We start from the raw sequence: 24687 nt of genomic DNA, 5'->3' as shown, positions 1-24687 counted from the left end.
AACAGAATATGAAAATCAAAAATATTTTATTGGTTACAACCGTACTGATGCTAAGTGCTTGTAACGATTTTCTGGAGCCCGATTCATTGTCAACGTTCAATACAGAATTTGTATACTCGAATGTAGATGATGCCAGGAAGGGAGTTAATGCTATATACTCTTATTTTGGGCAAGATGCATTTCGTTCGCGATTGTCCAACAACATGGTGGGGAACACCGATATCGAACATCAAAGCGGATGGAGCAGTGCTGCCGACCGTTATCAGATCTGGGACCTGAAAGCATCACCGACAAACAAAGACCTTGATATAGTCTGGACATTCGCCTATCGTGCAATCCGTGATGCTAACATTTCTATTGAAGGAATTTTGGGAAGCAACGCTTTCAATTCTCCGGATGCTGTTACTTCCAAAACGATGCACCATCTGTTGGGTGAGGCCTATACATTACGGGCATACTGGTATAGCATGCTCATCTTTTATTTCGGCGATGTGCCCTTTATTACCGAAGCACCGAAAGCAGGAAGTAATTTTTACCTGCCGAAAGAAGACCGGAACGTAATTCTTTCACAGTTAATCCAGGATATGATCGATACAGAAGCAGGCATGTTCTGGGCCGATCAAACTCCATATGGTATCGAACAAGTAAACCGTGAATATACGTTGGGTATGATCGCACGGCTTGCGTTACAGCGCGGTGGTTGGTTTTTAAAACCCGACCTGACTATGGCACGTGAAGGCGATTACCTCGAATACTATCAGATTGCGAAAGACTATAGCAAGAAGCTTATGGATCTGAAAGATCGTCCGCTTCCTGCAGACTATAGACAAGTATTCATGAATGAGTGTAAGTTCATTGCCCCGGTAAACAGCGATATACTTTTTGAAGTGCCGTTTGCCGTTGGCAATGGCGATGTAGGGTGGAATATAGGTATAACTGTACAAGGTGGCCCAACATCCTTACACGACTATGGATCCGGTAATAACTACATGGCAATTCCGCCAACCTATTACTATTCTTTTGATACAACAGATGTTCGTAGAGATGTAACCTGTGCTTTGTATAAAGTCAATATGAACTTTGAAGAGGAATTTGTTGGCGCAGGTACATCGCCAAGTCCAACCAACATAGCGCAAGGTAAATGGAGTCGTCATTTTCTCGATACGCCTCCTGGTAAATCGACAGCAAAAGGTACCGGTATAAATTGGCCTATGCTTCGTTACGCAGATGTGCTATTAATGTTTGCAGAAGCAGAAAACGAATTGAATGGTCCGACAGGTGATGCTCAAGGTGCACTGCGCAGGGTTCGCGAACGTGCATTTCCTGTAGCATACTGGGCGACTAAAGTGGATGAGTATATCAGCAATGTTTCCGGTGGAAAAGAGTCATTCTTCAACGCTATTGTTAATGAGCGGGCATGGGAATTTGGTGGCGAAATGATTCGTAAGTATGAGTTGATCCGCTGGGGTATATATTCTCAAAAAATGACGGAAACAGTCGAGGGGTTAAAGAAGATGGCGGATGACGCTTTCAATGGAACAGGAACGCTACCGGACTATATTTACTGGAAGCGCGATGCAAGCGGGAAATTTAAAGTGTTAAACCCTAATAAGAAGATACTGGCTGCACCAGATGAAACCTGGACAAGAAGCCCGTTCCTGATCGATCTTCATGATAACACACTTACATATGATGAATGGATTACCCGCGACTGGGCGAACTATACGAATGGAACAGTTCGCTATATTTTCCCGATCCCAACGATTGGAATAGAGAACAGTAAAGGTACGTTGAAAAATGATGGCTATGGTTTTGGTGGCGGATAAGGCCTTTGAACAACCTAAAAACATTCTGTCACCTAAAGTCTGAGATATGAAAATCAAGAAATTAAATATATATACTATACTCCTTGCCATTGGTGTTGTCGCTGCATTTTTGACAGCGTGCGATGATGAAGAGGTATATCCTGAAACACGCCTCTTCAGGCCTGTGCTGCAGGAAGACCTCTTTGCAGAGGGCAATTCTATCATTGTTCGTTTGGGCGACTTGAAAAAAGCTGTCTCCTATACATTGGAAGTGAGCCGCGATACATTCAAGACGATCGATTACACTATACAGTCCGATACGAGCTATGTTGTGATCAATGAGGAATTGTTGAATGGTGATCCACTCTTCTGGAATACACTATACCAGGTGCGTGCTGTAGCCCACGCCGAAAAATCTGAATTTGATAGCAAAATATCTGAACTGGGTAGCGTACGTACAGAACGGTTTCCTACTATTTTAAATTTACCTGCCTCTTATGATGTTACGGATATAGCCGCACGCGTTACATGGACTGTTGCCGGTTTGCCGGTTACCGGTATAAAAATATTTGCTGGCACTGATCTTAAACTCACAACTCCGTTATCGGAGGTTGCTGTGTCCGATGAAGACCAGGCAGATGGAGAAGCGATTATAGGGAATTTGAATGCTGCTACCGGATACCAGATTGCCATCTATAGCGGAGAGACGCTTCGTGGATGGGCAGAGTATAAAACACTTACTGCAGATATAGATCCCACTGCTGCTGGCGTAATAGATCTTCGCGAAAGTGAAGATCCGCAAGCTGTTGCCAACGCAGTGGCTGCTGCTCAAGATGGTTCGATCATCCTGGTAAAACGTGGCGCATCGTTTGATTTGCCAACGGTAGCATTGAACAAGTCTATCACCATTCGTGCTGCCCACGGTTTTGGTGCGAAACGGGCGAAGCTGTTTACAACAACGAACTGGAATATAGCAGCGGGTTCTACCATTGATCATATCCATTTCATAGATCTTGAATTGCGAGGTGATGATTACACCGGTGACTATATTTTCAACCCGTCTGCAAATGATATATCCGTTAACGAAGTACTTTTCGAGAACTGTGAGATCGGAACAATCCGTGGTATCATGCGTATCCGTGGTTCAAATGTAGTGGTGAATAATTTTAAGATCATCAACTCCATCGTGGACAGCCTGGGTAGCTATGGTATATTTACTACAGATACCGACCCGAATGCAGTTACTCCAACGGCACGTGTTAATAATATATTGTTGCAAAACAGTACATTCAATAAACTGCAGGCGGGGATTACTTCCAGAAATAATTCTCAATCGATCGTGATTGATGCATGTACGTTTGCAAATTTAGTACAAGCAGGCAGCAGTAACTATATATTCAGATATAGAGGTGGTGCTGGCAATAATGACGTAACGGGTGGAATCGTAATTAAAAACTCGATCTTCGGCCACGGATGGGATGAAGCCGGAACGAAGGCATACGCGGTCCGCGGCAAGGAAGGATTGCCGAATACTACGATCGAAGTGGTGAGTACCTTTAGCACTTCTGATTTCTCATTCATCGCTACCTACGAAATTGCTGGGTTTCCACTGGGTAACTATACAAGTGGACAAGATGCTCTTTGGACTGATCCTGCCAAAAATAATTTCAATTTCAAGGATAGCGGATTCTCAGGCAGATATTCAAGTGGTGATCCGCGCTGGCGTGCTAAACTATAATTTACTTTAATGGTGTGACTTTTATACAGTCACACCTCTTCATTACGATGCAGCTATATATACATTCCTTTGTGCGTGTGGTGGTGACGTTGGTATTGTTGTCGCTGGGTATCGTGATTCCGAGTTGTAGCAGCTCGGAAGCGGAGCCCGATAACAACAGTAATCCCGATGCTGATAAGCCTGTGCAGGTTGCAGAAGACGCGTATGCATTTCCGGGCGCAGAAGGGTTTGGCCGTAACGCTACGGGTGGACGCGGAGGTAAAGTTCTCTTCGTTACCAACCTGAACGATGCAGGAGAAGGAAGTTTACGCGCAGGGATTCAGGCGGCAGGCGCCCGCTATATAGTATTCAAAGTGTCTGGTACAATCGAATTGAAATCAAAGCTGAACATTAACAATGGTGATATTACGATTGCAGGACAAACCGCTCCTGGCGATGGTATATGTCTCAAAAATTACCCGGTGGGTATCAGTGCTGATAATGTCATCATTCGCTTTATGCGTTTTAGAATGGGCGATGAAGCAAAACAGGAAGGCGATGCTATAGGGGGAAGATTTCATAAGAATATAATTGTAGATCACTGCTCTATGAGTTGGTCAACCGATGAGTGTGTATCTATATATGCCAATGAAAACACAACGCTGCAGTGGTGTATAATTTCGGAAAGCCTTCGGAACTCCGTGCATGGCAAAGGCGCGCATGGCTACGGTGGTATATGGGGCGGTAAAAATGCATCGTTTCATCATAACTTGATCGCGCACCACGACAGTCGCAACCCCAGGCTAGGCGAAGAAGCTGGTAAGGCTTTTGCATTAACGGACCTGGTTGATCTTCGGAATAATGTACTCTATAACTGGGGGAACAACAGTTGCTACGGTGGTGAAGCGATGAACGTGAATATCGTAAACTGTTACTATAAACCAGGCCCGGCCACGGTAAAGAAGGAGCGCATTGTATCCATCGATAAAAATAAGAATGAAGGAACAGAGGTATATAACATCTGGGGTAAATACTATATCAACGGAAATTATGTGGAAGGTAGCCCACAAGCTACTGCGGATAACTGGACATACGGAGTGTATAATCAATTTCACGGAAGTTATGGGACGGTGTCCGATGCAGATAAAGCTGCCATGCGAAAATCGGAACCACATGTGATCAGCAATGCAGTAACAACCCATACTGCACAACTGGCTTACGAGCGCGTATTGTATTATAGCGGTGCATCACTGAAACGTGATGCTGTTGATGTACGCGTAATTGATAATGTGAGAAAGGGAACGTTTTCGTTTCCCGGCTCGAATGGAAGTACGAATGGTATCATCGACACACAAAGCGATGTTGGTGGCTGGCCAATATTGAATTCAACTCCGGTACCTGTTAGCACTGCAGGCGATGGCATACCAGACGAATGGAAAATAGCCCACAAGCTGGATCCCGCAAAGTCTCAGGCGAACGGCAGGGACCTTAGCACAGCATACGATAATATCGAAGTATATATGAACGATCTTGTTCGTTCGATAACAGAGTCTCAAAACAAATAGAAAGAATAGTGATGAAGTTTTACCATAGTATCATTTTGGTGTTGATAAGTATAGGAGCCTTTGCACAAGATGCTTCGTTGGCATTTCCCGGTGCAGAAGGATTTGGAAAATTTACCACGGGCGGAAGAGGAGGAAAGGTATATATAGTAGCCAACTTAAACGACAAGGGACCTGGCAGTTTGCGTGAAGCGATTGACAAAAAAGGTCCACGTACTATACTTTTCGCAATTTCTGGAACAATCGCATTGGAATCTCCACTGAGTATCGATGAAGGAAATGTAACCCTTGCAGGCCAGTCTGCTCCGGGTGATGGTATATGTCTGCGGAATTATCCTATAAGCATCCAAGCGGATAATGTTATTGTACGCTATATGCGTTTCAGACTTGGTGATGAAAAAAAGCAGGAGGCTGATGCCTTCGGAGGAACGAAGGGTAAACGTAATATAATTATCGATCACTGCTCAATAAGCTGGTCAACCGATGAGTGTGCGTCTTTCTATCGCAACAAGAATTTTACATTTCAGTGGTGTATAGTGTCGGAGAGTTTAAATCAATCTATACATCAGAAAGGTGATCATGGTTATGGCGGGATTTGGGGAGGAGAGAAGGCAACGTTTCATCACAATCTGATTGCGAGTCACACCAATCGCTTGCCACGATTCAGCGGATCATCCACAACACCGAATCCTCCTGATGAGCTGGTGGATTTCAGAAACAACGTAATCTACAATTGGAAACTCAACAGTACTTACGGTGGTGAGAAAGGCCGCTATAACATTGTTAACAACTACTATAAACCTGGTCCGGCAACATCTTCAAAAAAGAAATGGATGATTAATCCAACCTCTCCTGTTGGTAAATTTTATGTACAAGGTAATTGCCTGGAAGGAAATATAGCGATAGCAAAAGACAACTGGAATGGCGGTGTAAAAGTGGAACATCCCGATTCGGCAAGAGCATCGCAGCCTTTTGCAGTAGAGCCTATAGAAGAGCAATCGGCTGAGGGTGCTTATAAGCTGGTATTAAAAAACGCGGGTGCAAGTTTCAGAAGAGATATAGTTGACGCAAGGATTGTTGAAGAAGTACAAACCGGTAAGTCAACCATGGGAAAAGATAAGACTGGTATTATAGATTCCCAGAATGATGTTGGCGGGTGGCCTATATTGAAATCAACACCGCCTAGTGCCGATACAGATCGTGATGGTATACCGGATGCATGGGAGGTTGAGCATAAGCTTGATCCTGCGAATGCAAATGATAATATATACTATACATTGGAAAAGACCTATACAAACCTGGAAGTATATTTGAATCAACTGACAGAGCAATAGCCTTACGGCGTTGCTTTTTTTAAAGACTGATTGTGCAATCGATTGCACGTTATGCTATTTACCTGTATTCAATAGATGTAAATGATAAAGTGAAGGAGAGTTATGTCCGAAGCTGCATGTAAATGCCGCGTATCAAGATGACTACGACCCACACAAAAATAAATCGTTATGAAAAACAAATTTATCATTCTCATCTTCTGGTTGATAGCGAATCAAGGATTTGCACAGTCAACACTTTATGTTGCTCCCACAGGTTCAGCAAGTAATCCTGGTACGCTTGCTTCGCCTACTACATTGGAAAAAGCGATAACGTTGGTCACATCAGGCGGTACTATATATATGCGTGGTGGTACCTATAATTACTCCGCCACCATTGTTATCGCACGCGGTAATGATGGAAGTTCTGGTTCAACCAAAAAGATATTTGCCTATAACAGTGAAGTGCCTGTATTGAATTTTTCCGGACAAGCCGTAACAACATCCAACAGAGGTATAGTGCTCGATGCGCTTTACTGGCATCTGAAGGGATTGATCGTTGAACGAGCCGGTGACAATGGTATATTACTTTCCGGGAACAACAACACCGTAGAGAGTTGCATTTTTCGCAGCAACAATGATAGCGGTCTTCAGCTCAGCCGGTATAATACATCCTATACCAGCATCAGTCAATGGCCTGCCAATAATCTTATACTGAATTGTGAAGCATATGATAACAAAGATCCGGACAATGAGGATGCTGATGGCTTTGCTGCCAAACTCACCAGTGGTACGGGCAATGTGTTTAGAAATTGTGTATCACATCATAATATAGATGACGGATGGGATTTGTATACTAAGACCGATACGGGACCGATAGGCCCTATACTATTGGAAAATTGTATAGCTCATAGCAATGGTACACTTACCAGCGGTGGTACTTCTGGTAATGGTGACAAAAACGGATTTAAATTGGGAGGTGAAGATATTTCTGTGAATCACATGGTACGCAGATGTATAGCCTTTAACAATGGCAAGCATGGCTTCACCTATAATCGTAATTTGGGTACAATCGAAATGACGAACAACACTGGCTATAATAACACTGAACGTAATTTTAATTTTGATGGCGGTACTTCTACTTTTAAAAACAACCTGTCTTATTTTTCAAGTTCACATACCAATGATCGCATTGTAGGAACACAGTCTGGAACTACCAATGGTTTTTGGACCAATAACGCAACTGCCAATTTCTCTGTGAACAGCGCAGACTTTGTAAGTCTTACGCCTGGTGCTAACGGTAGCCCTACTGCAAATGGTTTTTTAAACCTGGCTTCAGGAAGTGATCTGATCAATGCAGGGGCGACCTCTACCGGCATTGCCTATAACGGATCAGCACCAGATATAGGGGCCATTGAATCTGGCACTACAACGACCCCTACAACGTATACCCTCACCGTCAACATTACCCCCACAGCGGGTGGCAGTGTTACAAAAAGTCCGAACAACACAACCTATACGGCAGGCACCGTGGTAACGCTTACGGCAGCGCCTGCCAGCGGCTTTACATTTACCGGATGGAGTGGTGGTGCAAGCGGCACAGCAACATCAACCACTGTAACGATGAATGCGAATCAAACAGTGACTGCTACATTCACAGCTTCTACCGGAACGCCAGAGATTGTTTTAACACCCACGGCAGGAAACGCACAAGTTGCATTGAATTGGACAGTCAGTAACATCACACTCACCGCCCAGGAAGTATATCGTGATACAGATTCTGATCCTGCGGGTCGCGTGCGTATAGCCACGGTCGCTACAAGTGCAAGAACTTATACTGATACAACTCCTGTAAATGGAACTACATACTATTACTGGATAAAAGGAATCACCAGTTCGACCTCTTATAATTCAAATGCTGCGCAGGCAACACCACAGGGAAGCGGAGGCGGTACAACCACGATTCGCCTCGAAGATGCAGCTTCGCCTACATCCGGATATTGCAGTGCGGATGGTTCACGGCAAAATTCATATACAGGCGCAAGCAATGGGTACTATATAAATCTTTCCAACTCGGCTTCAAAAGGTGTTAACTGGAGTGTAAGCACACCTTCCGGTGGCAGCTATACATTAACCTGGAGATATGCGAATGCCGGTTCCACCAGTGCTACAACGGGAAGGGTATTGGTCAATGGCTCTACTATGCTTTCCAGTGTCTCATTTCCAAAAACAAGTTCGTGGAGTACGTGGACAACTGCGACAGCAACAGTGAGTTTAAATTCCGGTGTGAATACGATTCGATTGGAGACAAGCGTAGCCGCTGAGTTTGCAAATATAGACTGGATGGAAGTAACCGGAAACAGCCCTGCTGCAGCATCATGCGGATCGAGTGCACGGTCTGCTTCTCCGGTAGCGGAAGATGGTTCCGAATTCAATGCGTTGAATATGAAGGTGTATCCCAATCCTTCCAACGGACTGGTTACTTTGAAATTTGAATTGAAGCAAGCAGGCCCTGTACGCGTAGCGGTATACAATACGTTGGGAAAAACAGAGGTTACCTCACCAGAAGCAATATATGAAGCCGGTACACATGAAGTGAACCTGAATATAGGCAACTCGAGAGGTGTTTATATAATGACGTTGAAACACGGACAGAAAACAAGCCGTCAGCGATTAATAGTTGAGTAAATTATTTTCAGGATCATTCTCTGTGTAGTAAAGCCAATGAGAATGATCACTGGATAAAAATAGAAATGGAGGTATAGGATGCTGTGTGGGTAAAAATCCTATATCTTCATTTCTTCAAAAATAAAACAGTCAGTAGAATGAAGTTGATTTACAGGATTAAGCTTTTATTTTTTTGCACGACTCTCTTTTTTAACGTGCAGGCGCAATCATCAGAAGGTAGTAATTACATCTCTAAAGTGTGGGTATCCGATCTGGGTAATGGGTCGTACAAGAATCCAGTATTGAATGCAGACTATTCTGATCCCGATGCGTGTCGCGTGGGCGAAGACTTTTACCTCGTTGCTTCCAGTTTTGATGGTATACCGGGGCTTCCTATACTTCATTCCAAAGATCTTGTCAATTGGACCATCATTGGTCATGCATTAAAACGCCAGCCACCTTTCGAGCATTTTGAAAAGACACAACACGGTAATGGTGTATGGGCACCCGCCATCCGCTATCATGATAATGAATTCTATATATACTATCCCGATCCGGATTTCGGGATATATGTTACAAAATCAAAAACTGCAACGGGTCCGTGGAGTGAACCTGTACTGGTTGAAGGTGGTAAAGGATTAATTGACCCTTGTCCGTTGTGGGATGACGATGGAAAAGTATATCTCGGGTACGCGTATGCCGGGAGCCGCGCTGGTATAAAAAGCATTGTCGCTGTAAAGCAACTGAATGCAGAGGGCACAAAAACATTAGATGAGGGCAAGCTGGTATATGATGGCCACGAGCTCGATCCCACCATTGAAGGCCCGAAGCTCTATAAGCGAAATGGTTATTACTATATCTTCGCCCCTGCAGGTGGAGTTGCTACCGGTTGGCAACTTGTACTCCGGTCGAAGAGTATATATGGGCCATATGAGCGCAAGGTGGTGATGGATCAGGGATCAACTCAGATCAACGGCCCGCATCAGGGTGCTTGGGTCGATACACCTTCCGGTGAACATTGGTTTTTGCATTTTCAGGATAAGGAAGCGTATGGCCGTGTGGTGCATCTTCAGCCTATGAAGTGGATCAATGATTGGCCGGTGATCGGCATCGATAAAGATGGCGATGGTAAAGGCGAGCCGGTGCTCACCTATAAGAAGCCAGCCATGACAAAAACATTTCCGATCGTGACACCGATGGAAAGCGATGAGTTCAATGGGAATGCACTCGGCCGTCAGTGGCAATGGCAGGCAAATCCAAAAGCTACATGGTCATTCATGAACGTAGCGAACGGATCACTCCGTTTATATTCTGATAAAGTTTCGGATGAAGCAAAGAATTACTGGGATGTTCCAAATATACTCTTGCAGAAGTTTCCAGCCGAGGAGTTTATGATGACTACCAAATATACTTTCACCCCCAATGAAAAACTTGAAAATGAACGGGCAGGCTTCGTTGTCATGGGGCAGAGTTATGCATACCTCGCACTGAAAAGTACAAAAGAAGGCATGCAACTTATATATGTAACCTGTAAAGATGCCGCAAAGGGAAAAGCGGAAACTGAAACGGTTATAATGAAATTAAAGGACAAGACTATATACACGCGAGTCACAGTCCGGAAAGGAGCGAAGTGTCAATTTAGCTATAGTACCGATGGACGGAAATTTGAAAGTATAAAAGAAGATTTCCAGGCGGAGGCAGGGCGATGGATTGGTGCCAAGGCCGGGATTTTTTGTACACGTGCTACGCAGATTAACGACTCCGGATACGCGGACTTCGACTGGTTCAGAGTAGAGCCGGTTCGGTAACAATGAAATTAATTTGGATAGGGATATATACAGTAACGAGCTATGCGAAGGATCATTTTAATTACATTTCTTCTTTTGTCGATAAGCGATTCGTTTTCACAGACGGTCTATAAGGATAAATATGTTGTGGCGCAAGATGGCAGTGGTGACTATAAAACCTTACAGGAAGCTATCAACGTCTGCAAGGTTTTTCCTGATAAAAGGATCGTGATCCAAATCAAACCCGGTATATATAAGGAAAAGGTGGAGGTATATTCCTGGACCAATCGCATATCCCTTATCGGTGAAGATGCGAATACCACAATTATATCGCACGATGATTATTCCGGCAAGGGATCTCACAATACATTTACCTCCTATACCTTTAAAGTATTGGGAAATGATTTCTACGCCGAAAATATAACCTTTGAAAATGCGGCAGGTTCGGTGGGGCAGGCTGTTGCGTTACATGTGGAGGGTGACCGCTGCATTTTTAAGAATTGTCGTTTCCTGGGGAATCAGGATACCATCTATACCGGAGGCGATAGTAGTCGCCAGTATTTTCTGGAGTGCTATATAGAAGGAACCACTGATTTTATTTTTGGAGCTGCAACCGCTGTGTTTGAGAATTGTACGATTCACAGTAAAAAGAATTCGTATATAACAGCGGCTTCCACTACGGAAGGTAAGCAATACGGATATGTATTTTTGAATTGTAAACTTACCGCCAGTCCGGAAGCAACGAAAGTATACCTGGGTAGGCCATGGAGAAATTACGCAAAAACTGTTTTTGTTAATTGTGAACTAGGAAGCCATATCCTTCCCGAAGGATGGCATAACTGGAGTAAGCCCGATGCAGAGAAGACAACGTTTTATGCGGAATATAATTCAACAGGTAACGGTGCCAATGTTGCTTCGCGTGTACTCTGGTCGCATCAATTGACAAAGAAAGAATCACAGTTGTATACATCCAGAAATGTTTTAAAAGGAAGTGATGAATGGAATCTGACAGCAAAATGAAAATCAAATATATAGTTTCAATCCTGGCTTTCGTTGTAGTGCCCTTCATAACGAAGGCGCAGGTAAAGTATGACTTTGTTGTGGCGAAAGATGGGACAGGTAATTTTAAAACTGTGCAAGAAGCAATCAATGCGGTTCCTGACTTCCGGAAGAATCAAACTATCATCTTTGTTAAGAACGGTGTATATAAAGAGAAACTCATACTGGCAACTTCAAAGACCAATGTGAAATTCATAGGCGAAGATGCCATGAAAACAATTATCACGAATGACGACTTCGCGCAAAAGAAAAATCGTTTTGGTGAAGAAATGGGCACCACCGGCTCTTCGACTTTTTTTGTCTTCGGTGATGATTTCTCAGCTGAGAATATAACCTTTGAAAACTCCGCTGGTCCGGTCGGACAGGCTGTTGCCGTGCGCATTGATGGCGATCGCGTAACTTTTAACAAGTGTAGATTTCTTGGGAATCAGGATACCCTTTATCCACATGGAGAGAAAAGCAGGCAGTACTATAAAGATTGCTATATAGAGGGAACTGTTGATTTTATATTTGGATGGTCAACAGCAGTATTTGATAATTGCACAGTGTTTTGTAAAAACAACGGATATATTACAGCAGCCTCTACGTTGGACACCGTTCGCTATGGATTTGTATTTATCAATTGCAAAATTACTGGTGATGCTCCTGCGAATTCGTTTTACCTGGGGCGCCCCTGGAGACCTTTTGCTAAAACTGTTTTTATAAATTGCTACCTTGATAAGCAGATCAAGCCTGAGGGTTGGCATAACTGGGATAAGAAAGATGCCGAGTCTACATCTTTTTATGCGGAGTATAAATCGAGAGGTCCCGGAGCCAATGACAAAGCGCGCGTCAACTGGTCGCACCAGCTAAGCGATGAAGAGATGAAGACTTTTACATTGGAAAATATTTTTCGAGATTGGATAGTGAAAGATGGTAAGCATAAGTAAGAAAGTGATTCGTGAATTTATAGTTTGTAAGTATAACAATAGAACCTCTATATAACCGATGCCAGTTTTAAAATCAGAAGATGCAATAATCACGAAAGTGAAGGATGGTGTTGAAAGACGTCTCATCCATACCAATGACTTGATGATGGTCGTGATCGATTTCAGCAGTGGACCATGGAGTGAGCCGGAGCCTCCACATTACCACGTACACGAACAAACAACTTACGTTGCGGAAGGCGAAATTATTTTCTTTTGTGAAGGAGAGCCTGATCAGCGATTGAAAGCAGGCGATATGTTCAGCGTTCCTTCTAATAAGAAACATACTATACAGCTGCTTACAAAATATGTCCGCCTCATTGATAGTTTCAATCCCATCCGACAAGAATTTCTAAGTTAAGATGCGATTTACAAGTGCTATACTTATTTGTCTCTATAGCTTGTCTGTTGCCGGGCAAAAGCAGTATAGTGTTTTTGACTGGAAGGCTGAAGCTACTTTAAATGCATACTTGCTTCAGCAAATGCATGCACAGTATGACGAACGGAGAACTGTGTTGCAGAAAGCACTTCAGTCACGCGAAGCCTTGCTGGCTTATCGCGATGCCTGTAAAGCACGTTACAAAAAAATACTGAATGCTTTACCGGTGGTGACACCGTTGAATGCGAAGGTCACCGGTATACTTCAGCAAAAGCACTATCGAGTAGAGAAGGTTATATACGAAAGTATACCGAATCATCATGTGACCTCCAATCTATATATCCCGGAAGGCAAAGGGCCTTTTCCCTCCGTGTTGTTGTTTTGCGGACATGAAGCCGATGCAAAAGCAACGGAGTCGTATCAAAAGACGGCTATTCTTTTTGCGCAGCATGGATTTGTGGTACTGGTGATTGATCCCATTTCACAAGGAGAGCGATATCAGCTGACAGATATAGGAGGGAAGCCGCTTACACGTGGCGGAACTACCGAGCATACTTTGGTGAATAGTGCTGCTAACCTGGTTGGAAGTGGTGCAGTAGCCTATGAGTTGTGGGATAATGTACGGGGATTGGATTACCTGGTAACGCGCCCTGAAGTAGACAAAGACCGAATCGGTTGTCTGGGCAATTCTGGGGGTGGAACGCAGGCAGCATATTATATAGGTTTCGATGATCGCATTAAAGTTGCTGCACCTTGCAGTTATATAGCGCGAAGAGAACGTAACCTGGAATTGATTGGCGCCAGTGATGGCTGCCAGCATATACCTTATGAAGGTGCCGAGCAATTGGAGATCAGTGATTTTCTGATCATGTTCGCTCCAAAGCCTTTGCTCATTCTTGCCGGACGTTATGATTTTGTAGACTATATCGGAGCGGAAGATGTTTATGCCGAGCTCAAGCAGGTTTATTCCGGTTTGGGTGCTCCCGAAAAAGTTAGCTTGTTTACAGTGGATGACGGACATGGTATATCTAAACCAAAACGTGAAGCAGCCGTAATGTGGTTTCACAAATGGCTCAAGGGTAAAGATGTTCTGGTAAAAGAAGAAGAAAAGCTTCCAACGCTTTCGGTGAAGGAATTAAGTTGTACAACTGCCGGCCAGGTAAACGCTGCATTTAAGGATGAAGTAAATGATATAGCGCGGTCCGCTGCAACCGCGGAAGTGCTAAAACAAAAGCGTAATGCTACAAGCGATCTTACAGAAAAAGTAAAGACCGCCCTACGAATTGATCTGAGCCAGCGACCTATAAAAGTGGAATCCGTTGGGACTATTGCTAGCGCGGAGTATACTATATATAAAAGTATTCTACGAAGAGACGGTGACATTCCTTTGCCGGTGCTGACGCTATATCCAAAAGGTGAAGTAACGGAAGTTGTCTTGTGGCTTCATGAACAAGGCAAGCAAAAGATAGCAGACAGTGTCGCGCTATTGAAACAATACTTGGAGCATAACCAGGCCGTTGTGATGGCCGACCTGCGTGGGCTGGGAGAGATGAAAGACCCCGCTTCCTTCAATGATCCAAAATACTATAACCAAGAGTATCGCAATGCCATGATATCGCTGCACATCGGTAAATCGTTGATAGGGCAACGGACACTGGATGTATTATCATTAATCGATTTTGTGAAGAACGACAGCCAATTGTCAAAGGCATCGATTCATATTAACGCGAGGGGCGTTGCAGCTCTATCGGCTTTGCATGCTGCAGTAGTTGATAACCGTTTTACCAAGCTAACACTACAAAAGAATCTGACTTCGTTCGAAAATATATATTCGAATCCTACACTATTGAACTGGTATTCCTATTGCATCCCCAACGTGCTCGTACATTACGATGTAGACAACCTCATAGCTCACGTAAAGAATAAAGGCGTTTCTCTCACGATTGAATAAAAAACCGGACTATATATAGCCCGGTTTAGCAATTGTTAATCGTTATCAGATGACGGCCATTCGCTTTAGCCGTTAGCCACAGTCGCAGTGTCTTTACGCTTCAGATGAATCGCGGAAGCTGCTTCTTTTTTCAATGACTTCTTAAGTTTCTTTTTCTTCTTGTTGAGTCTGTTGATCCACAAGATTAAACCGGTTATCGGAAATGTAACACCTGCTATGCATGAAAGAAATGCTATGATCCTTCCAGGCAGTCCACCAATTGAACCAACGTGAATCGGATAAAATATTCCGCGAACGCGTTGTCCTAAATTCCGATCAGTATAGAGTGAAGTCCCTAACAGTTTGCCAGTATATTGATCAAAGTAATATTGGTCGGATGCCTTTTCATGAACGGGATCCAAAGGCATAACCGTTACGGCATACGCGGCGATGGAATCTTTAGGTTTATTAATAGAATAATATACTGCATTCGGAACCTGTTGTTTTGCTGCAGCGAGAATTTGCTCCATCGTAACAGGAGCAGTAGCAGCAGCGATCGAAGCAGGAGGTTCAGGACGTTTGTTCTCTGTACCTGTTACCCAATATATACCGTTGTTAAACCATTCAAACGACCATGCCAATCCCGTAAATGCAAAAGCAAATAGAAATATAGAGGTATAAAAACCAATAACAATGTGCAGGTCATGGTTGATACGCTTCCAACCTGCCCACTTTACTGTGAGGTGTTGCTTTAGCTTTGCTTTTGTCTTTGGCCACCAGAGAATTAAGCCCGTGAGTATAATGAACAGGAAAATAGAGGTGCTTATGCCTACTATCAACTTGCCAACATCGCCCGCCAGCAGCCAGCGGTGCAATGAAAACATAGTAAAGAAGAATGAATTGCGATGAGTATATAAACTGATGAGCTCTCCGGTATATGGATTGAAGAAGGCCTGGCTTCCACCACCGCCCTTACCCGCTTCCGGCTTTTTGCCGCCTTCTTTTTTGTGATCACCTTTTTCGGGAGATTTTTTTTCTTTCATCTTCTGGTGTTCACCACCTTCAGCATGTTTCTTTTCTTCGCTATACGTTAGCTCCAGCGAACGTTCCGGGTCACTATATACTTTCACGCTGGATATCGAAGCGCCTTTGACCTTTTGTTTCAAAGTAGCAACTGCGGCATCGAGGTCTACGCGTTTCTCGCCAGGGGTTACAGTATACCGTTCCGGGTAAATGGACATCTGTAATTCTTTTTCAAAGACCAGAGTGGCTCCGGTAAAGCAGACGATCATAATCACTATTCCTGCTGCCAGGCTCAGGTAAAGATGAATGTTTCTCCAGAAATTCTTCATAAAATATTGTTACAAGGATGTATATATACTTTGCGATTTAAAACACAGAAGCCACCTGTGTTCCAGGTGGCTCGTGAATAATCTGATATCGCAATACGTTACCATTTATAGGATAGTGTCGCTGTAAACATTCGCGGTGCGATCGGGTTCACGCTGTTGTCGTCATGTACGTTATAGCTGAGCTCATTGAGCAAATTAGAGACTTTCGCACGTACAGAGATTTGATCAAATGAATATCCTGCTGAGAGATCAAACAGAAAGTAGTTCGGAATCGCCATCAGTTTGTAAGTATCATTGGCTACCGTTGTACGTGTAGATCTGCCAGCAACACGTTCACCAATATAGAATGTTGTAAATCCTACATTGAAATTTTTCAGGAAGCTGTTGCTGAACGTATAGTATACGCTGGCATTGGCAGTATGTGAAGGATTATAGCGTAAACGGCTGTTGTTAATATACTGTGAGCTTTCGGTATACCTTGTATCGTTGTAGCTATAGCCAGCGATTATCGATATTCCATTGATTGGTTTACTCATCACGTCCAACTCTACACCTTTGCTGGTGACTTCACCGGCCAATTCCTGTGGATTGCTTTTATTGATAGCATCATCAGGTATAGGGAGTACAGATTGTGCCAGGTTGCTGTTCACAATCTGATATGCAGTTATGTTTGCTGAAAGAAACCCTTTGAGGAATTCGTTTTTGATACCGACTTCATATTGATCGATAACAGAAGGCGCCAGGCGCTCATTATTAACATCAAGTCCTGTGTTGAGTGTGAATGAATTCGCATAACTGGCAAATACAGACATCTCTTTTAGCGGTTGATATACTATACCAAGACGAGGGCTGAACGCATCATCGTAGGTCTTTGTCTTATCCGTTCCTGATTCCATATAGCTATAGCGAATGCCCGCCAAAAGTTTTACGTTTTCAAGTATGCTGATCAGATCCTGTACATATACACCCACGCGTTGTGAAGGATTTTCGGTTGTACTGGTCAGGCGCATAGTCGGTATATCCGTGCGCTGTTGATAGAGAGAAAGATTATATACATTGATCGTATCGTAAACATTCTTGTTGTTGCCTGTGATGGCGGGATTTTCATAAGCATACGCTTGCGCTGTATTTTCATACTTATCGTTATCAGCGCCAAACAATACCTGGTGCTTTATAGAGCCGGTCGAGAATTTGCCGGTGAGATTAGCCTGTACAATGTAGTAATCCTGATCGGTACCACTTCGTTGTAATCCACGTACCCAACGTCCATCGGTTCGAACAAACTGACTCGATGCATTCGGACGCGTAGTACCGTATTGATCATTGTAGAATCCCTGGTATGATCCCAAAACATTCAGTGTCCAATTGTCATTTAGCGCGTGATTGATTGTGATCGTTGCACTTTTTTGTTCTGCTTTATAGTAAGACCAGCTCGCTCCTAGGAAACGACTGCGTGGTACATCTGCAATCTCATAATTAACAGCACCTGTTCCATAATCAAGTGTGCGATTGTCTTTCAGGTAATCTCCTTCAACGAGAATTTCAGTTTTCTTACCAGCCTTTATGATGAACGATGGATTGAAGTATATTCTTTCAGAAGTTACATTGTCGCGAAAGCTGCGTGCATTTTCATAGCTCGTATTCATACGATACGCTACCTTACTGCTATTGTTTACAGATCCGTATATATCAAGCGATGGTTTATAAAAATCATAGCTTCCAGTGCGGAAGGAAAGTTCACCACCATCCTGGAACTTTGGTTTCTTGGTCACCAGGTTCAGTACACCACCTGCTGTAACATTACCGAATAGTATAGCAGCGCTTCCTTTCAATACTTCAACGCGCTCCAGTGAGCTGATCTCAGGCATCACTCCGTTGTTGAAGCGTACACCATTCTTAAATGTATTGTTGCTACCATAGCTGAAACCACGTCCTGCTATTTCTTCCTGTACTCCGCCCGTTGCGCCCATCAGATATATACCACTGGTGTTTACCAGTACATCGCTTAAGCGACCAGCTTGTTGATTTTCCAAAACTGTTTTGTCAATAACAATCAAACTCTGGGGAAGATCCATCGGTTTTATTCCTGCTTTACCGATCTCAACAGTCTTCTCATTCAGACTTCGTGAGTCACTGATCACAATTTCCTGAAGTTGTTCCGAGTTCTCGGATAATGTAAAATCAACAACCGTTACTTCACCTGCAGCGATATCAATTTGTTTTTCCTGTGGTTGAAATCCTACAAAAGAAGTAATGAGCGTATAGCTTCCAGCCTTAATATTTTTCAGGACGAAAGAACCATCTTCGGAAGTCGTAGTTCCTTTATTGATTTCTTTCAGTGCTACGTTTACAAATGGAGCTGCTTGTCCATCACTGGTTTTTACAACACCTTTAATAGAACCGCTTTGTGCAAACGCAGTCGCGCTAGCAAGGATAAAGACTAAAATGGCAGGGAATCGGGTAAAAAGTGGCATAGTAATTTAGACTTATTATAAACAGCTCAAATGTAGGATTCTATTTAGAATAAGTACAAATAAGAAAGGGGATTAATTTATAATCCCCTTTCAATAGCATAAATAGCGTGTTTAATCTATAGAGATACTCCCCTTTTCCAAGGTATAAAGTCGTCTTGATTTAATTCAACAGCCTTAGCAGTAATCTTGCCGCTGGCAACATCGATAATGAAATCGAGGATATCCTCGCCTTCTTGCTCGATCGTTTTTTCACCTGAAATAATTCCACCAGTATCATAATCGATGATGTCAGGCATTCGCTGAGCGAGTTTAGAATTAGTAGCAATCTTAATCACTTGAGATACCGGGTTGCCCGTTGGAGTACCAAGTCCTGTAGTGAAGAGAATAATCTGTGCACCTGATCCTGTAGTTCCTGTTGTACTTTCAACATCATTACCCGGGGTGCATAATAAATTGAGTCCTGGTTTCTTGATATACTCTGCATATTGCAGTACATCTGCTACTGGAGCTGTTCCTCCTTTTTTAGCAGCACCAGCAGATTTTATAGCATCCGTGATTAAACCATCTTTAATGTTTCCAGGTGACGGGTTCATATCGAAACCTGAACCAACCGCTTCAGCAGCGTTGGAATATGTGCGCATCAGTTTAATAAAGAGTTCACCTGCCTGATCATCTTCACAACGATTGATCAACTCTTGTTCAACACCACACAGCTCGGGAAACTCAGAGAGAATTGTACTGCCTCCAAGTGTTACCAATAGATCTGATGTATGCCCTATAGCAGGGTTTGCAGATATACCAGAGAATCCATCGGAGCCGCCACACTTCAAGCCAACAACAAGTTTACTAAGCGGAGCAGGCTTGCGTTCTATTTTATTCGCTTCGATCAGCTCTATAAATGTCTTCTGTATAGCTTGTGTTAGTAACTCTTGTTCTGTGCCGGACTGTTGCTGATCAAGAATGATAACGGGCTTTGAACCTTTTGGATCAAGCGCTTGAAATCTTTCACGCAGTGTTTTGATCTCTGCATTCTGACAACCGAGACTAAGTATAGTGGCACCGGCTACATTTGGATTGTGAATATAGCCTGCTAACAAAGCGCATAAGGTTTGTGAATCCTGACGGGTACCACCACAACCACCTTGATGCGTTAGAAACTTTATACCATCTATATTTTTGAAGATGCGTGAATGGCCATTCGCTGTGGTAGGTTGAAATGAAACAGACGAGAGTTTATCGGTCTTTCCTTCTTTATATAGACTTACCAATTCGTGAACATAATCTTTGTAAGCATCAGGCTTGCTAAAACCAAGCTCTTCGATAAATGCCTTACTGATTACTTCAACATTTCTGTTCTCGCAAAATACCAAAGGTATAACAAGCCAGTAATTCGCAGTTCCTACCTGACCATCTGCGCGGTGATAACCGAGAAAGGTTTTCTCCTTGAACTTCGATACATCGGGAGGTGTCCACTGGTAAGTTTTCGTTCTTCCGGAATAAGGAGCAGCCTTATGCTTGATGTTGTGCGTGCCGATAACACCACCCTCTTTAATAGGGGAGAGTGCTTTACCAACCACAGTTCCATACATAATAACTTCCTCTTCTGGCTGTAAGGGTTTTTCAAGGAACTTGTGTTTAGCCGGAATATCGTCCACCAGCGTGAGCGATCCTCCATTGAGGGATAATTTTTCTCCGGCTTTGAGGTCTGTCAATGCTACATAAACATTATCAGACGGATGAATTTTTAGAAATCTGTTTGACATATTGATAAATCACGTATCTTGCGCAATCGATTGCGCAATTTACACACTTTTAATTTTAAAGCAAAGGACGAAATTAATATAATTAATCATGCACCGCACGGTAACAACGACACTCTCCAAACTTTCTAATACGTTGAATACAAATGGTGTCATCCCATTTTTTTATCACCAGGATATAGACCGTGTTTTGGAAGTCATGAAGATTCTGAAACGCTGTGAATGTAATGTGTTTGAATTCACACATCAGCGCGATGCACGCGGTTTACGCATGTTTACATGGCTCGCAGAAAAAGCAAAAGAACTCGATATAATTATAGGTGCAGGCACAGTACTCGATGCCTCGCAAGCGAATCGTTTTATTCAGGCAGGCGCACATTTTATAGCATCACCTTTTCTGCATGCAGATGTAGCACGGGTATGTCATGAAAACAATGTAGTATGGATACCGGGCTGCTCTACTTTTCACGATGTAGCAGAGGCAAAAGCATTGCAAGCATCGCTGGTTACAATTCTTCCGGGTAATATTCTCGGTCCGGCTTTTCTGAAACAGGTTGTAAACGTTCACCCTGAAATATCTTTTATACCCTCGGGTGGTGTTACGCTTGTAAAAAATAATCTGCAAGGCTGGTTTGATGCAGGGGCTTTATGTGTTAGGTTAGGTGAATCATTGTTTACCCGCGAAGATGTGGCTGTGAAGGATTGGGTGAAAGTTGAAGGTAATGTTTACAGAGCACTTCAGGGGATCAAGCAAATAAAAACGTCTATCCTAAGAACCAATTCGATCACAATCTCCGAATGACCTCAGCACCAATTGTAACAGCATTACTTTCGTATGGAATGTCAGGTGAAGTATTCCATGCTCCGCTCATCGCGGCTCACGCACATTTTAACTTGCATACCATCGTTCAACGCAAGAGTACACATGCGAGCAAGCGCTATCCTGATGCACGCATTGTTAACACCGTAGAAAAAGTATTTGAAGATCCTGCAATTGAACTGATCGTAGTAAATACTCCCAATGATACACATGTAGATTATGTGACGCGTGCGCTCGAAGCTGGCAAACATGTAATCGTTGAAAAACCTTTTACCGTAACGGCAGCAGAAGCGGATCAACTGATTGCACTGGCAAAAAAGAAAAACAAGATCCTTACTGTATTTCAAAACAGGCGTTGGGATGGAGGCTTTCTTACCGTAAAAAAAATAATCGCGAATAAATTAGTAGGGAAGATAGCGGAACTGGAAGTGCATTACGACCGCTTCCGAAATTATATACAGCCCAACACCTGGAAAGAAGAAACCGGTAAAGGCACAGGTATACTATATAATCTGGGCTCTCACATGCTTGATCAGATTATAAACCTGTTTGGCTTTCCAAGGGAAATTGATGCGCGCATCGGCATACAGCGTCCCGGAGGTAAAGTAGATGATTACTATGATATACGGTTACAGTATAGCGATTTTCATGTCATTGTAAAATCAAGTTACCTCGTTCGTGAACAAGGACCACAGTATATATTGCATGGCACAGAAGGATCGTTTATCAAGTATGGTATAGATCCACAGGAACAAGCATTGAAAGAAGAGAAGATACCTGGTACAACGGGCTGGGGCACAGAAGAAAAACAATACTGGGGAAAATTGAATACTACCGTTGATGGATTACATGTGGAAGGTGTTATCGAAACCCTGCCAGGTGATTATATGGACTTCTACAACAATATATACGAAGTCATTCGAGAGAATAAACCGCTGGCAGTAAAACCGGAAGAATCACGTGAAGTTATTCGCTTGATTGAAGCATGCTATGAAAGTAACCGTACGAGACAAGCGATAAAATTTTAAACATCACATCCATGTATATTGAAGATATATTCAATTTGAGCAATAGGGTAGCCGTTGTAACCGGAGGAACCGGAGTATTGGGTAGTGCCATGAGCAAAGCATTGGCAAAAGCTGGTGTTAAAGTGGTTATCCTCGGACGAAGAAAAGAAGCTGCAGACATATTAGCAAAGGAGATAAAAGAAGCTGGAGGCGAAGCAATTGGAGTCTCTGCCGATGTATTGAATGAACAGCAGTTAAAAGAAGCAAAGAAAATTATACTCGACCAGTACGGAACAATTGATATACTGGTAAATGGTGCAGGAGGAAATATGCCTGGAGCTACGATTCTTCCCGACAAGAATTTTCTCGATCTCAAAATCGATGACTTTCAAAAAGTAGTGGACTTGAACTTAACCGGAACGGTATTGCCATCGCAGGTATTTGGTGAAGTGATGGTAGCCAAAAAGAAAGGTATAATTATAAATATATCATCGATGACATCGGTTCGTCCCTTGACGCGTGTTGTCGGATATTCTGCGGCAAAGGCATCTATCAATAATCTAACGCAGTGGCTGGCGGTTGAAATGGCGAAGAAGTTTGGCGAAGGAATTCGCGTAAATGCAATTGCACCGGGATTCTTTTTAACAGAACAAAACAAAACGCTATTAACCAATGCTGACGGAAGCCTGACAGCAAGAGGTGAATCCATTATACGCAGTACACCCTTTGGCCGCTTCGGTGCAGCCGATGAACTGAATGGAACATTACTCTGGCTCTGTTCCGATGCATCACGATTTGTATCTGGAATAGTAGTACCCGTGGATGGGGGGTTTAGTGCGTTTACCGGGGTTTGAGGGAAGTGGGGAAGTCCGAAAGACGGAAAGTCCGGAAGTCGGGAAGAGGATGGTGGTGACGACTTGAGTGTGGCAGGGTATATTTTGAGATATAGCATATCCTTTTTATAAGACTAACGCATAAATATTAAGTGCATTACTTCCGGACTTTCGGACTTCCGGACTATAAACATACTTCCGGACTTTCCGACTTTTCGGACTTCCGGACTATAAAAACAACAACACGAAAGAGGAATGAATAAAAGAGTAATCACATTCGGAGAAATTATGCTTCGGCTTTCAACACCGGGATTCGCGCGGTTTACACAAGCCGAAAGTTTTAAAGCTTTATATGCCGGCTCGGAAGCTAACGTAGCAGCATCGCTAAGTCATTTTGGAATTGATACAGCCCATGTTACACGTTTCCCCGAAAATGATCTTGGTAAAACGGCAACACAAACCTTGCAACGATATGGTGTAGATACGCGCTATATTATATATGGTGACGAGCGTATGGGTATATATTTTCTGGAGAATGGATCTATGCAACGCCCTTCGCGTATTGTATATGATCGTTTCAACTCAGCGTTTTCCCACATCAAACCTGGAATGATTGATTGGTCTGAAGTATTGAAAGATGCTTCGTGGTTTCACTGGACCGGTATTACTCCGGCTATCTCGCAAGGTGCTGCCGATGTTTGTAAAGAAGCTATACAGGCTGCAAAGAAATTGAACCTCACGATTTCCGGTGATATAAACTATCGCAGAAATCTGTGGCAGTATGGAAAGACTGCACGCGATATAATGCCATCGCTGATCGAGTCAACGAACGTGATCATTGCCGGTATAGCAGATATGGAGAACTGTGTTGGTATATCTGGCGATACATTTGAAGCCGCCTGCAAAGCCTTCAAGCAAGCGTATCCCAATACAACGAAAATTTCAACTACACTACGCGATTCGGTAAGCTCATCTCATAACAGACTTACCGGTCTCCTGTGGAATGGCAAAGAGTTACTCCAATCGCAGCAATACGAGATGACGCATATAGTAGATCGTGTAGGGGGAGGTGATGCTTTTATGGCGGGCTTAATCTATGGCGTGTTAACTTCTAAAACCGATACTGATACTTTAGAGTTTGCAACCGCAGCGAGCGTACTGAAACATTCGATAGAAGGCGATGTAAATACTGTAACGGTAGATGAGGTTGAGCAGTTGGTAAAAGGCGAGAATGTTGGAAAGTTGTTGAGGTAATTTAAG

Annotated in this window: 17 protein-coding genes; 14 read left to right on the top strand and 3 right to left on the bottom strand. The window is 43.2% G+C overall.

Annotated features, from left to right (window positions below):
* Nucleotides 1-8 precede the first annotated feature (8 nt).
* The 10 genes from B5Y40_RS26805 (at nucleotide 9) to B5Y40_RS26760 (ending at nucleotide 15202) form a co-directional block, all read left to right on the top strand.
* The gene (locus tag B5Y40_RS26805) at nucleotides 9-1826 is read left to right on the top strand and encodes a RagB/SusD family nutrient uptake outer membrane protein (protein WP_079689924.1); all 1818 of its coding nucleotides are present in this window, start codon (nucleotides 9-11) and stop codon (nucleotides 1824-1826) included.
* A gap of 46 nt (nucleotides 1827-1872) precedes the next feature.
* A complete protein-coding gene (locus B5Y40_RS26800) occupies nucleotides 1873-3543 on the top strand; it encodes a DUF4957 domain-containing protein (protein WP_079689923.1) in 1671 nt (556 codons plus the stop codon).
* A 47-nt stretch (nucleotides 3544-3590) separates the two neighbouring features.
* The gene (locus tag B5Y40_RS26795) at nucleotides 3591-5087 is read left to right on the top strand and encodes a pectate lyase family protein (RefSeq protein ID WP_079689922.1); all 1497 of its coding nucleotides are present in this window, start codon (nucleotides 3591-3593) and stop codon (nucleotides 5085-5087) included.
* Between the two features lie 11 nt (nucleotides 5088-5098).
* Complete coding sequence (locus B5Y40_RS26790) at nucleotides 5099-6418, top strand: pectate lyase family protein (protein WP_079689921.1); 1320 nt, start codon at nucleotides 5099-5101, stop codon at nucleotides 6416-6418.
* A gap of 168 nt (nucleotides 6419-6586) precedes the next feature.
* Nucleotides 6587-9082, top strand: coding sequence for an InlB B-repeat-containing protein (locus tag B5Y40_RS26785; RefSeq protein ID WP_079689920.1), 2496 nt, complete (start codon nucleotides 6587-6589; stop codon nucleotides 9080-9082).
* A 137-nt stretch (nucleotides 9083-9219) separates the two neighbouring features.
* Nucleotides 9220-10869, top strand: a complete 1650-nt coding sequence (locus B5Y40_RS26780) for a glycoside hydrolase family 43 protein (protein ID WP_079689919.1) — start codon at nucleotides 9220-9222, stop codon at nucleotides 10867-10869.
* A 42-nt stretch (nucleotides 10870-10911) separates the two neighbouring features.
* Nucleotides 10912-11868: a pectinesterase family protein gene (locus B5Y40_RS26775; protein ID WP_079689918.1), complete on the top strand. Its 957-nt coding sequence runs from the start codon at nucleotides 10912-10914 to the stop codon at nucleotides 11866-11868.
* Nucleotides 11865-12836, top strand: a complete 972-nt coding sequence (locus B5Y40_RS26770) for a pectinesterase family protein (protein ID WP_079690034.1) — start codon at nucleotides 11865-11867, stop codon at nucleotides 12834-12836. The genes B5Y40_RS26775 and B5Y40_RS26770 overlap by 4 nt, the downstream gene beginning before the upstream one ends.
* Before the next feature lie 58 nt (nucleotides 12837-12894).
* Nucleotides 12895-13233, top strand: a complete 339-nt coding sequence (locus B5Y40_RS26765) for a cupin domain-containing protein (RefSeq protein WP_079689917.1) — start codon at nucleotides 12895-12897, stop codon at nucleotides 13231-13233.
* 1 nt (nucleotide 13234) lies between these two features.
* The gene (locus B5Y40_RS26760) at nucleotides 13235-15202 is read left to right on the top strand and encodes an alpha/beta hydrolase family protein (protein ID WP_079689916.1); all 1968 of its coding nucleotides are present in this window, start codon (nucleotides 13235-13237) and stop codon (nucleotides 15200-15202) included.
* Nucleotides 15203-15267: 65 nt separating this feature from the next.
* On the opposite strand, the gene B5Y40_RS26755 is transcribed toward B5Y40_RS26760, so the two are convergent.
* The 3 genes from B5Y40_RS26755 to B5Y40_RS26745 form a co-directional block, all read right to left on the bottom strand.
* Complete coding sequence (locus B5Y40_RS26755) at nucleotides 15268-16533, bottom strand: PepSY-associated TM helix domain-containing protein (RefSeq protein WP_079689915.1); 1266 nt, start codon at nucleotides 16531-16533, stop codon at nucleotides 15268-15270.
* Nucleotides 16534-16631: 98 nt separating this feature from the next.
* On the bottom strand, nucleotides 16632-19007 hold the full coding sequence (locus B5Y40_RS26750) for a TonB-dependent receptor (protein WP_079689914.1): 2376 nt from the start codon (nucleotides 19005-19007) through the stop codon (nucleotides 16632-16634).
* A 116-nt stretch (nucleotides 19008-19123) separates the two neighbouring features.
* Nucleotides 19124-20770 carry a UxaA family hydrolase gene (locus B5Y40_RS26745; RefSeq protein ID WP_079689913.1) on the bottom strand — a complete coding sequence of 549 codons (1647 nt, stop codon included), beginning with the start codon at nucleotides 20768-20770 and terminating at the stop codon, nucleotides 19124-19126.
* 88 nt (nucleotides 20771-20858) lie between these two features.
* Between B5Y40_RS26745 and B5Y40_RS26740 the strand changes: the two genes are divergently transcribed.
* The 4 genes from B5Y40_RS26740 (at nucleotide 20859) to B5Y40_RS26725 (ending at nucleotide 24681) form a co-directional block, all read left to right on the top strand.
* Nucleotides 20859-21569, top strand: coding sequence for a beta/alpha barrel domain-containing protein (locus tag B5Y40_RS26740; protein ID WP_079689912.1), 711 nt, complete (start codon nucleotides 20859-20861; stop codon nucleotides 21567-21569).
* Nucleotides 21566-22615 carry an oxidoreductase gene (locus B5Y40_RS26735; protein ID WP_079689911.1) on the top strand — a complete coding sequence of 350 codons (1050 nt, stop codon included), beginning with the start codon at nucleotides 21566-21568 and terminating at the stop codon, nucleotides 22613-22615. The genes B5Y40_RS26740 and B5Y40_RS26735 overlap by 4 nt, the downstream gene beginning before the upstream one ends.
* Before the next feature lie 11 nt (nucleotides 22616-22626).
* Entirely contained in the window at nucleotides 22627-23448 is an 822-nt protein-coding gene (locus tag B5Y40_RS26730; protein ID WP_221408991.1) for an SDR family oxidoreductase, read from the top strand.
* 234 nt (nucleotides 23449-23682) lie between these two features.
* Entirely contained in the window at nucleotides 23683-24681 is a 999-nt protein-coding gene (locus tag B5Y40_RS26725; protein ID WP_079689910.1) for a sugar kinase, read from the top strand.
* The last annotated feature ends 6 nt before the right edge of the window (nucleotides 24682-24687 follow it).

The sequence above is a fragment of the Ohtaekwangia koreensis genome (assembly GCF_900167975.1).
In the GTDB taxonomy this organism is placed as follows: domain Bacteria; phylum Bacteroidota; class Bacteroidia; order Cytophagales; family Cyclobacteriaceae; genus Ohtaekwangia; species Ohtaekwangia koreensis.
The sequence above is the reverse complement of the archived record's forward strand: the minus strand, read 5'-3'. Positions and strand labels throughout refer to the sequence as shown.